Annotated in this window: 7 protein-coding genes; 4 read left to right on the top strand and 3 right to left on the bottom strand. The window is 72.9% G+C overall.

What is annotated here, in order from left to right; genetic code table 11:
- Window positions 1-18: 18 nt before the first annotated feature.
- Together ACZ6BG_RS01265 and ACZ6BG_RS01260 are read right to left on the bottom strand one after the other, a co-directional pair.
- On the bottom strand, window positions 19-516 hold the full coding sequence (locus tag ACZ6BG_RS01265; protein WP_468995123.1) for a PaaI family thioesterase: 498 nt from the start codon (window positions 514-516) through the stop codon (window positions 19-21).
- 82 nt (window positions 517-598) lie between these two features.
- Window positions 599-2,878, bottom strand: a complete 2,280-nt coding sequence (locus tag ACZ6BG_RS01260; protein ID WP_468995120.1) for an FdhF/YdeP family oxidoreductase — start codon at window positions 2,876-2,878, stop codon at window positions 599-601.
- Window positions 2,879-3,097: 219 nt separating this feature from the next.
- Between ACZ6BG_RS01260 and polA the strand changes: the two genes are divergently transcribed.
- From polA to pgfA, 4 genes are all read left to right on the top strand, one after another.
- The gene (polA, locus tag ACZ6BG_RS01255; protein ID WP_468997820.1) at window positions 3,098-5,767 is read left to right on the top strand and encodes a DNA polymerase I; all 2,670 of its coding nucleotides are present in this window, start codon (window positions 3,098-3,100) and stop codon (window positions 5,765-5,767) included.
- Window positions 5,768-6,189: 422 nt separating this feature from the next.
- On the top strand, window positions 6,190-7,929 hold the full coding sequence (locus ACZ6BG_RS01250; RefSeq protein WP_468995116.1) for a lytic transglycosylase domain-containing protein: 1,740 nt from the start codon (window positions 6,190-6,192) through the stop codon (window positions 7,927-7,929).
- A 172-nt stretch (window positions 7,930-8,101) separates the two neighbouring features.
- Window positions 8,102-8,236 carry an SPW_0924 family protein gene (locus ACZ6BG_RS01245; protein WP_190116731.1) on the top strand — a complete coding sequence of 45 codons (135 nt, stop codon included), beginning with the start codon at window positions 8,102-8,104 and terminating at the stop codon, window positions 8,234-8,236.
- 11 nt (window positions 8,237-8,247) lie between these two features.
- The gene (gene pgfA, locus ACZ6BG_RS01240; RefSeq protein ID WP_468995111.1) at window positions 8,248-9,249 is read left to right on the top strand and encodes a cell envelope lipid trafficking protein PgfA; all 1,002 of its coding nucleotides are present in this window, start codon (window positions 8,248-8,250) and stop codon (window positions 9,247-9,249) included.
- Window positions 9,250-9,265: 16 nt separating this feature from the next.
- Here pgfA and ACZ6BG_RS01235 read toward each other — a convergent pair whose 3' ends face one another.
- Complete coding sequence (locus tag ACZ6BG_RS01235; RefSeq protein WP_468995106.1) at window positions 9,266-11,941, bottom strand: ATP-dependent RNA helicase; 2,676 nt, start codon at window positions 11,939-11,941, stop codon at window positions 9,266-9,268.

The raw sequence follows: 11,941 nt of genomic DNA, 5'->3' as shown, positions 1-11,941 counted from the left end.
GACGGGAGAACCCGGGCCTCAGGCCGGGGAGCCGCCGTCCGCCGCGTCGATGCCGGGCATCGCGTCGACCGGCCGCAGCAGGCACGTCAGGCGCGCCGTGCACACCCGCTTGCCGTCCTCGTCGGTGATGACGATCTCGTACGTCGCCGTGGAGCGCCCCCGGTGCACCGGCGTGGCCACGCCCGTGACCAGGCCCGAGCGCGCGCCGCGGTGGTGCGTGCAGTTCAGGTCGACGCCCACGGCGACCTTCTTGCTGCCGCCGTGCAGCATCGAGCCGACCGATCCGAGCGTCTCGGCGAGGACCGCGGACGCGCCGCCGTGCAGCAGGCCGTACGGCTGGGTGTTGCCCTCGACGGGCATGGTGCCGACCACGCGGTCGGCGGCGGCTTCCAGGATCTGCACGCCCATGCGCCTGCCGAGGTTCCCGGCGGAGAACAGGGCGGGCAGGTCGACGCCGAGCGCCGCGTACTCGTCGATGACCTCTTGCGGGAACTTCGTCGTGTGCTGCTCACCCATCGGGCCGTGCTCCGTTCGTCGACGACACCTGACAACAACCGCGGCGGCCACCGCGGCGGCGCGCCCGTCGCTGAGCAAACGCTCAGTCGGTCGCCGATTGTTCCAGGCGCACGACCACGGACTTGCTGGCGGGGGTGTTGCTGGTGTCGGCCGTGGCGTCCAGCGGCACCAGCACATTGGTCTCCGGGTAGTACGCCGCCGCGCAGCCCCGCGCCGTCGGGTAGTGCACGACGCGGAAGCCCGGCGCGCGCCGCTCGACGCCGTCCTGCCACTCGCTGACGAGGTCGGTGTACGAGCCGTCGGCGAGGCCCAGCTCGCGGGCGTCGTCGGGGTTGACCAGGACGACGCGGCGGCCGTTCTTGATGCCTCGGTAGCGGTCGTCCAGGCCGTAGATCGTGGTGTTGTACTGATCGTGGGAGCGCAGCGTCTGGAGCAGCAGGCGGCCCTCGGGGAGGGCGGGGTACTCGACGGGCGCGGCCGTGAAGTTGGCCTTGCCGGTGGCCGTGGGGAAGCGGCGCTCGTCGCGCGGGGCGTGCGGAAGGGCGAAGCCCTCGGGGCGTGCCACGCGCGCGTTGAAGTCCTCGAAGCCGGGGATCACGCGCGCGATGCGGTCACGCACCGTGGCGTAGTCCTTCTCGAACTCCTCCCAGGGCGTCGCCGACTCCGGGCCGAGGACGCGCCGCGCGAGGCGGCACACGATCGCGGGCTCGGACAGCAACTGCGGGCTCGCCGGGGCGAGGCGCCCGCGCGAGGCGTGCACCATGCCCATGGAGTCCTCCACGGTCACGAACTGCTCGCCGCCGCCCTGGAGATCGCGCTCGGTGCGCCCGAGGGTGGGCAGGATCAGGGCGCGCGCGCCGGTCACGACGTGCGAGCGGTTCAGCTTCGTGGACACGTGCACCGTCAGGCGGGCGCGCCGCATCGCCGCCTCCGTGACCTCCGTGTCGGGCGACGCGGAGACGAAGTTGCCGCCCATCGCGAAGAACACCTTCGCCTCGCCGTCGCGCAGCGCCCGGATGGCACGGACGACGTCCAGGCCGTGCTGGCGCGGCGGCGCGAAGCCGAACTCCTTCTCCAAGGCGTCCAGGAACGCGGGCGCGGGCCGCTCGAAGATGCCCATCGTGCGGTCGCCCTGCACGTTGGAGTGGCCGCGCACCGGACACACGCCCGCGCCGGGCCGCCCGATGTTGCCGCGAAGCAGCAGGAAGTTGACGACCTCGCGGATCGTGGGCACCGCGTGCTTGTGCTGGGTCAGACCCATCGCCCAGCACACCACCGTGCGCTGGGAGTCGAGCACCATGCGCAGGGCTTCCTCGATGCGGGCGCGGTCCAGGCCGGTCGCCGTCAGCGTCTCGTCCCAGTCGGCGGCGCGCGCGGCGGCCACGAACTCCTCGTACCCATGGGTGTGTTCGCGTACGAACTCCTCGTCCACCGCTCCCTCTGTCTCCAGGACGAGCTTGTTGAGGAGGCGGAAGAGGGCCTGGTCGCCGCCGAGGCGGATCTGCAGGAACAGGTCGGTGAGCGCGGTGCCCTTGAGCATGCCCTGCGGGGTCTGCGGGTTCTTGAACCGCTCCAGGCCCGCCTCGGGCAGCGGGTTCACCGTGATGATCTTCGCGCCGTTGTTCTTCGCCTTCTCCAGGGCGGAGAGCATGCGCGGGTGGTTCGTGCCCGGGTTCTGCCCGGCGACGATGATCAGATCGGCCTTGTAGAGGTCTTCGAGGAGGACGCTGCCCTTGCCGACGCCGAGGGTCTCGGTGAGGGCCGAGCCCGACGACTCGTGGCACATGTTCGAGCAGTCGGGGAGGTTGTTCGTGCCCAGCTCGCGGGCGAACAGCTGGTACAGGAACGCCGCTTCGTTGCTCGTGCGCCCCGACGTGTAGAAGAGGGCCTCGTCGGGGGAGCCGAGGGCGGCCAGCTCCTCGGCGACGATCTCGAAGGCCCGCTCCCACGACACCGGCTCGTACCGGTCGGAGCCCTCCGCCAGATACATGGGGTGGGTGAGGCGGCCCTGCTGCCCCAGCCAGTACCCACTGCGCGTGGCGAGGTCGGAGACCGGGTGCGCGGCGAAGAAGTCCGGCGTGACGCGGCGCAGCGTCGCCTCCTCCGCGACCGCCTTCGCGCCGTTCTCGCAGAACTCCGCCTTGTGCCGGTGCTCCGGCTCGGGCCAGGCGCAGCCGGGGCAGTCGAAGCCGTCCTTCTGATTGACGCGCAGCAGCGTCAGCGCCGTGCGCCGCACGCCCATCTGCTGCTGCGCGATACGCAGGGTGTGACCGATGGCGGGCAGTCCTGCCGCCGCGTGCTGGGCGTCCGTGACCTGCGGCGCGTCCTGGACCGGATCACCCTTGGGCGGCTTGCTTGCCATGGCCTGCTCCTCTTCGAGCGCATACGTGACGTACGTCTCCGATCCTCCCACGCACGACTGACACCACCCCCGGGCGGGCTATGAGTGGCCGGACTGTCAGTGGGGCGTGGCAGGATCGGGGGCGTGGCAGAAACAGCAGCGAAGAAGAAGTCCGCGCCCGCCGCCAAGACGGCGAAGAAGGCGACCCCGACCGGCGGCGAGCGTCCGCGCCTGCTCCTGATGGACGGGCACTCCCTGGCGTATCGGGCGTTCTTCGCGCTGCCCGCGGAGAACTTCACGACGGCGACGGGCCAGCCCACGAACGCGATCTACGGCTTCGCTTCGATGCTGGCGAACACGCTGCGCGACGAGGCGCCCACGCACTTCGCGGTGGCCTTCGACGTCTCGCGCAAGACCTGGCGCTCCGAGGAGTTCACGGAGTACAAGGCGAACCGCTCCAAGACCCCGGACGAGTTCAAGGGGCAGGTCGAGCTGATCGGCGAGCTGCTCGACACGATGAACGCCGTGCGGTTCGCCGTCGACGGCTTCGAGGCGGACGACGTCATCGCCACGCTCGCCACGCAGGCCGAGGCGGCCGGTTTCGAGGTCCTGATCGTCACGGGCGACCGCGACTCCTTCCAGCTGATCACCGACCACGTCACGGTGCTGTACCCGACGAAGGGCGTCTCGGAGCTGACGCGCTTCACGCCGGAGAAGGTCGAGGAGAAGTACGGCCTGACGCCCGCGCAGTACCCCGACTTCGCGGCCCTGCGCGGCGACCCGTCGGACAACCTCCCCGGCATCCCCGGTGTCGGCGAGAAGACGGCCGCGAAGTGGATCAACCAGTTCGGTTCGTTCGCGGAGCTGGTCGAGCGCGCCGACGAGGTCAAGGGCAAGGCCGGACAGAACTTCCGCGACCACCTGGACGCCGTGAAGCTCAACCGCCGCCTGACGGAGATGGTGCGCGACGTCGAGCTGCCCAAGGGCGTCGACGACCTGGAGCGCGCTCCGTACGACCGCAAGGGCCTCGCGATGGTCCTGGACACCCTGGAGATCCGCAACCCCTCGCTGCGGGAGCGGCTCCTGGCCGTCGACCCGGGTGCCGAGGAGGTCGAGGAGGCGCCGGCCGCCGAGGGCATCGACCTGGACGGCGCGATGCTCGGCGCCGGGGAGCTGGCGCCCTGGCTCACCGAACACGGCAAGGCGGTCCTCGGCCTGGCCACGGTCGACTCCTGGCAGCTCGGCACCGGCTCGGTCACCGAGGTCGCGCTCGCCGCGGCCGGGGGCGCGGCGGCCTGGTTCGACCCGGCGCAGCTCGACGAGGCCGACGAGAACGCCTTCGCGACCTGGCTCGCCGACGCCGACAAGCCCAAGGTCCTGAACAACGCCAAGGGCGTGATGCGGGTCTTCGCCGAGCACGGCTGGAGCGTCGACGGCATCACCATGGACACCGCCCTCGCCGCGTACCTGGTCAAGCCCGGGCGCCGCTCCTTCGACCTGGACGCGCTGTCCCTGGAGTATCTGGGCCGCGAGCTGGTGCCCGCGGCGGCCGACGGGCAGCTGGCGTTCGGCACCGAGGACCTTGAGGACACCGAGGGCGCCGAGGCCGACGCCCTGATGGTGCGGGCCCGCACCATCCTCGACCTGGGCACGGCCTTCGGCGAGCGCCTCAAGGAGGTCAACGCCGCCGGTCTCCTCACGGACGTCGAACTACCCACGTCCACGCTCCTGGCCCGCCTGGAGCGGCACGGCATCGCGGCCGACCGGGCGCATCTGGAGTCCATGGAGCAGCAGTTCGCGGGCGCCGTGCAGCAGGCCGTGAAGGAAGCGCACGCGGCCGCGGGCCACGAGTTCAACCTGGGCTCGCCCAAGCAGCTCCAGGAAGTCCTCTTCGGCGAGCTGGGCCTGCCCAAGACGAAGAAGACCAAGACGGGGTACACCACGGACGCCGACGCCCTCGCCTGGCTCGCCGCCCAGACGGACAACGAACTCCCCGTGATCATGCTCCGCCACCGCGAGCAGGCCAAGCTGCGCGTCACCGTCGAGGGTCTGGTCAAGTCCATCGCCGCGGACGGCCGCATCCACACGACGTACAACCAGACGGTGGCCGCCACCGGCCGCCTGTCGTCGACGGACCCGAACCTGCAGAACATCCCCGTCCGCACCGACGAGGGCCGGGCGATCCGCCGCGGCTTCGTCGTCGGCGAGGGCTTCGAGTCCCTGATGACCGCCGACTACAGCCAGATCGAACTGCGCGTCATGGCCCACCTGTCGGAGGACGCGGGCCTCATCGAGGCGTTCACCTCCGGCGAGGACCTGCACACCACCGTCGCCTCGCAGGTGTTCGGCGTGGAGCGCTCCGGCGTCGACGCGGAGATGCGCCGCAAGATCAAGGCCATGTCGTACGGCCTGGCGTACGGCCTCTCGGCCTTCGGCCTGTCCGGGCAGCTCGGCATCGAGGCGGGCGAGGCGCGCGCCCTGATGGACACCTACTTCGAGCGCTTCGGCGGGGTCCGCGACTACCTGCGCCGCGTCGTCGACGACGCCCGCGCCACGGGGTACACGGAGACGATGCTCGGCCGCCGCCGCTATCTCCCCGACCTCAACAGCGACAACCGGCAGCGGCGCGAGATGGCCGAGCGGATGGCGCTGAACGCGCCGATCCAGGGCACGGCGGCCGACATCGTCAAGATCGCCATGCTGAACGTGGACCGTGCGCTGAGCGACGCGGGGCTCAGCTCGCGGATGCTGCTCCAGGTCCACGACGAAATCGTCCTGGAGATCGCTCCGGGGGAGCGGGCGGCCGTGGAGGAGCTGGTCCGGCGGGAGATGGCCGGGGCGGTTTCGCTGCGAGCGCCGTTGGATGTGTCGGTCGGCGTCGGGCCCGACTGGGAGTCGGCGGCGCACTAGCCTCCGGCTGGGTTGGGGGTGCCTTCGGGCGTGGGGCTTTTGGTTCCGTTGCCCGGGCCGCCGCCGATCGCGCTGTGCGCTCGTCCTCAAGCGCCGGACGGGCTCGATCAGGGGGCGGCGTCGGTCGCGCGCTGCGCGCTCTTCCCCGATCACGGGGGCGGGTTGATCCTGGGGGCCGCATATGATGCGCGGGCAAGGTGAACACAGCCCGTCCGGCGTTTGAGGACGAGCCGACAGGCGATCGACGGCACGCCACGCCGTGGGGCATCCGTGACGCAGCCCGAGGCCCCCGGCCAGAAAGGCGCACGAACGGGTGTCTGGGCTCAGGAAGTTGTCGTAGTGTCGCCTGAGTCGTTCCGTCAAGGGCGCGCGGGTGTGCCGGGACGTACGGGTCGGTTCGTCAAGGGGAGGGGTTCACGGACATGGCGGCGGTATTCGGCAGTCGGGTGCGCAGGACCGCGGTGACCACCGCGGTCGCCGCCGCCGCGGTGGCGGCGCTGGCGGCCTCGCAGGCCCCGGGCGTGACCAACGACCAGACGCGGGACGACCGGGCGGGCGCGGCGGACACCACGCCGTCGCCGGACGGCGACTCGGCCACCGGTGACTCGCCGTACTACACGGACCTCCCGCCCCTGAAGAGCCCCGTCCCGCCGAGCTCCAAGCCCGGTGACGGCGTGGCCGTGGGCGACAAGGAGGCGGGCCTGCCGGCCACGGTCCTCGACGCGTACAAGAAGGCCGAAGCGGCCGTGCGCACGTCCCGGCCCGGCTGCAACCTGCCCTGGCAACTGCTCGCCGCCATCGGCAAGGTCGAGTCGGGACAGGCCCGCGGCGGCCGCGTCGACGCCGACGGCACGACCCTCACGCCCATCCTCGGCCCGGTCCTCGACGGCAACGGCTTCGCGAAGATCACCGACACCGACCGCGGCGCCTTCGACGGCGACACCACGCACGACCGCGCCGTCGGCCCCATGCAGTTCATCCCCTCGACGTGGGCGAGCTGGCAGCAGGACGGCAACGCCGACGGCAAGAAGGACCCGAACAACATCTACGACGCCGCGCTCGGCGCCGCCCACTATCTGTGCGCGGGCGGCCGCGACCTCGCCGACAAGGACGACCTGCACGCGGCGATCCTCAGCTACAACCGCTCCACGGAGTACCTGAACACGGTCCTGTCGTGGCTGGAGTACTACCGCAAGGGCACCCACGAGGTCCCCGACGGCTCCGGCGTCCTGCCCGACGACCGCAGCGACGAGAACCGGCCCTCGCCCGGCACGTCGAACCCGCCGCTCAGGCCCAAGCCCCCGGCCAGCACCCCGCCGAAGCCGCTGCCCAAGCCCCACGTGCCCGGCAAGACGCCCGGCGGGACGAAGCCGTCCAAGCCCGGCAACGGCTCCGAGACCCCGAAGCCGCCGGACAAGCCCGACAAGCCCGACAAGCCCAAGCCTCCGAAGCCCCCCAAGCCTTCGCCGTCCGAGCAGGTCACCCGCCTGGAGAACGCGGGCGCGGCGAAGCTCACGGCGACCGCGGGTGACGCCTTCGCCGGGCGGGTCGCGGCCAAGGCGGAGAACCGCACCGGCCTCGGCGTGCCCAAGGTCAAGGTCCGGTTCACCATCTCCGGCGACACGGACACCCGGTTCGAGGGCGGTGCGCGCAGCGTCACCGTCACCACGACCGGCACCGGCACGGCCACGGCACCCGTCATCGAGGCGGGCGAGCAGACCGGTGAGTTCACCGTCCGCGCCCGGGTCGTGGACCGCTCCCTGACCGCCGTCGAGGTGCCCGCGACCGTCACCGCGCGCCAGGCCGACAAGCTGGAGCGCACCAGCGACAAGGCGCTGACCTGCGCGCCCGGCCAGGCCTTCGCCGACCAGGTCGAGGTCGAGGCCACGTACAAGGGCGAAAGCGCCGCAGGCGTCACCGCCACCGCCACGATGATCAAGTCGGCGCAGGACGGCACCGCCAACGACAAGGGCCCCTACTTCAAGGACGCGAACGACAAGCCCGTGCGCGCCCTCAAGGGCCTCAAGACCGACGAGGACGGCAAGCTGCTCCTGCCGAAGATGTACGCCGACGACACCGCCGGGACGTACCTCCTGCGCATCGTCACCAACGGCGGCGCCACGCTCACCGTCGAACTGAAGGTGGCCGCACCCGCCGCGTGACACGGCACCCGCCCGCGCTCCCCGCGGACAGCACCGACCGCCTCCGGCCCGCAACGGGCCGGAGGCGGTCGCCGTGTGTGCGACGTGTTCTCATCTGGCCTGTCCGTTGCTACGGTGCCCCCCGCCCTGACGCACAGTCAGTTCCCGGTTCCAGCCGCCTCGGGAGGCCCGCATGCGTGCCCTCATCGCCGCCGCCACCGGCCTCGCCGTCGCCTTCGCCCTGGTCCTGACGATCACGGCCATCGGCGCACCGTCCGGCGAGACCTCGCCCAAGCCCCTGCTCACCACCGTCCCCAAGCACCCGTAGGGAGGGCCGAGATGCGCCGCAAGGCCAGCCTGGTCCTGCTCGCCGTCGCCGTGTTCTGCGCGGCCATGTCCCCGCTCATGCGCTGGTACGCCTTCCCGCGCCTCGCCAAGATCCCGCCGAGCCAGTACCAGGACGCGGTCCTCGAGGCGAGGAACGCGACGCTCATCGACTACAGCACGATGCAGGCCAAGAAGGTCCCCAAGGTCACCATCGTGCAGACCCTCAAGGGCAACGTGGAGGCGTCGGAGAAGATCGAGAGGAACGACGGGGACTCTTCCCGCGACGTCGTGGTCTGGGACGCCCTGTCCTACGTACAGGACTCGAAGGGCAAGATGGTCTCCAAGATCCCCGAGCGGTACATCTTCGACGCGCACAGCCAGGAACCCGTCCACGCCACCGGCGAGATGGTCGACGGCGACCCCGTCAAGCGCCAGGGCATCGAGTTCAAGTGGCCCTTCCTGACCGAGAAGCGGGACTACGAGTACTTCGACGCGCAGGCCCGCATCACCCGGCCCATCCACTACAAGGGCACCCAGGACTTCCGCGGCGTGAAGGTCTACTACTTCGAGCAGACCATCCCCTGGACCAAGGTCCCCTTCCCCAAGACGATGCCGGTCAAGGACATCACCCCGGAGTCCCTCGCCAAGACCGGCACCACCCGCTGGTACACCACGGTCCGCAAGTTCTGGGTCGAACCGACCACCGGGGCGCCCGTCTACGGCGAGGAGATCCAGCGGAACGAACTGCGCGGCGGCACCCTCCTCGGCGACCGCGACAAGCTCACCGTCTTCGCCGGGCACGTGAAGATGCGCGAGGACTACATCAAGAGCACGGTCGACCTGGTCAAGTCCCAGCGCGTCCTGGTGCTCCTGCTGGCCTCGTACCTTCCCTGGGGCTTTCTGATCCTCGGCGCGCTGCTGCTCGCGCTCTCCCTCTGGCTGGAGGCCCGCAGCCGCAGGCCGGGGGACCCGGCACCGGCGCCGGACGCGGAGCCGCAACCGGCCAACGCGTGAGGCCTGGCCCCGGGGCTCACCCCCGCTGGGCGCGCTCCTGCCGGGCCTTGGTGTGCCGGGTCGGCGCCGCCCCGGCCGGGTCCTCCGGCCACGGGTGCTTGGGGTAGCGCCCGCGCAGTTCGGCGCGGACCGCGCGGTAGCCGTCGCGCCAGAAGGAGGCGAGGTCGGCGGTGACGGCGGCCGGGCGTCCCGCGGGCGTGAGGAGATGGACGAGGAGCGGTACGCCCGCCACCCGCGGGGTGTCGTCGAGCCCGAACATCTCCTGCAACTTGACGGCGAGAACGGGCTGTTCGGGGTCGGTGTAGTCGACCCGCACCCGTGACCCGCTCGGCACCTCCACCCGCTCCGGCGCGAGCCCGTCCAGGCGGACCGCCTCGCCCGTGGCCCACGGCAGCAGCCGCGTGAGGGCCTGCCCGGCGTCGATCCGGCCCAGGTCGGCGCGGCGCCGGGCCCGGCCCAGCTCGGGTTCGAGCCAGTCGTCGGCACCCTCGACGAGCGCCGCGTCCGACACGTCCGGCCAGGGCTCCCCGAGGTGCCGCCGCAGAAACCGCAGCCGGTTGCGCAGCGCCACGGCGTCCCGGCTCCACCGCAGCAGGCCGAGCCCCTCGCGCCGCAGCCCCTCCAGCAGCGCCTCCCGTACGAGGCCGGGGTCCGGTTCCCGGAGCGGCCGCACCACGAGCTCCACCGCACCGAGCCGCTCCACGCGCCGCGCCACAAGATCCCCGTCGACCCACGCGACCTCGTCACGCTCGGCGTGCGTCGACGCGGCGGCCGCCCGCGCGACGCCCTCATCGACGACGGCTCCGAGCCGCACCCGAGCATGCCCCGCCCCCGCGGCCCGATCGGCCACAGCCACGGCGATCCAACCTGCCCCCGCGAGCCCCGACCCGCTCCCCACCTCGGCCCGGGTCCCCCCGACCATCAGGAACGTCCCGTCGTCGGCACGCCGGGCAACGCGCTCGGGGAAGGCGAGGGCGGCGACGAGACCGACGACGAGGTCGTCGGGGACCTCGCTCCGGGGAGCGTCGGCGCTGGGTTCCCCCGGTTCCGGGTCATGGGCGGGCGGGTGGGAGATGTCCCGCGCCGAAGGCGCGGGCGCCGACGCGGAGGTGACACCGGCGCCGCCCCCGGTCCCGGACGTGGCACGGGCCGACCCCGCACCGACGGCCGAGGCGAGGCGCCCCACCTCGCCCCGCCAGCGCGCGGCATAGGCGTCGGCGCCCCGCCGGGCGGCCCGCAGCCCCGCCGCCAGGTCGTCCCCGTACTCCCGGGGAGGCTCCTCGCTGAGCAGGGCGACGGCTTCCGCGGCCCGCCGGGCGCCGACCCGGGGCGCCGCGTCCAGGAGGGCCCGGGCGAGCCGCGGATGCACCCCGGTCCGGGACAGCCGTACGCCCCGCTCGGTGACGCGCCCCGTCGCCTCGTCCACCGCGCCGATCGCCACGAGCACGTCCCGCGCGGCGGCCATCGCCCCGGCGGGCGGCGCGTCGAGCAGCGCGAGCCCGGCCGCGCCGGGGTCTCCCCAGACCGCGGCCTGGAGCGCGAACGCCGTCAGGTCGGCCACCTTGATCTCGGGGGAGGGGAAGCGTGGCAGCCGCCCGTCCTCGGCCTCCGCCCAGCACCGGTACACCGCCCCGGGCGCCTCCCGCCCGGCCCGCCCCGCCCGCTGCCGCCCGGCCGCCCGCGAGGCCCGCACGGTGGTGAGGGAGCTGAGCCCGCGCGCATGGTCGACCCGGGGCTCCCTGGCGAGCCCGGAGTCGACCACGATCCGCACCCCCGGCACCGTCAGGGACGACTCGGCCACGGACGTGGCGAGGACGACGCGGCGCCGCTCACCGCCCGCGAGGACCGCGTCCTGCACGGCGGCCGGAGCGCGCCCGTGCACCTGAAGCACCTCGACGCCGCCCAGATCCCCCAGCTGCCCGGCCACCCGGCCGATCTCGCCGACCCCGGGCAGGAAGCACAGCACGTCCCCGTCCCGCTCCCGCAGCGCCCGCCGCACCACCGACGCCGTGTGCGTGAGCAGCGCCGGATCCACGCGCATGCCGTGCGGCGGCCGTACGGGCCGCGCGGGCGGCGCCCACACCACGTCCACGGGGTGCGCGGTCCCCGCCGCCTCCACCACGGGGGCACCGCCGAGGACCCGCGCCCACCCCTCGGCGTCCGTCGTCGCCGACGCGGCCACGAGCCGCAGCTCGGGCCGCAGCGTCTCGCGCACGTCGACCAGGAAGGCCGCGACCGTGTCCGCGTCCAGATGCCGCTCGTGGCACTCGTCGATCACCACTGCGTCAACCGCGCGGCCCCCGCCGCCGCCCGCGAGTTCCTGGTCCCGCTGGAGGCGCTGCAGCAGCACCCCGGTGGTGACGACCTCCACGCGCGTGTGCGGCCCCACCACGCGCTCGCCGCGCACCGTGTAGCCGACGCTGCGGCCGACCTTCTCGCCGAGCAGCCACGCCATCCGCCGTGCGGCGGCCCGGGCGGCGATGCGCCGCGGCTCGGCGACCACGACACGGCGTACCGCACCACCCTCGGCACTGAGCCCGGGCACCAGACCCGCGAGCGCCAGCGGCACGAGCGTCGTCTTGCCCGTGCCGGGCGGCGCGCACAGCACGGCGCACCCCGGCCCCTCCAGGGCCTCCCGCAGGGCGGGCAGCGCGTCGCGCACGGGCAGTCTCAGGGCGTCGTCACGGATCAC

The sequence above is a fragment of the Streptomyces sp. NPDC041205 genome (assembly GCF_055591765.1).
The sequence above is the reverse complement of the archived record's forward strand: the minus strand, read 5'-3'. Positions and strand labels throughout refer to the sequence as shown.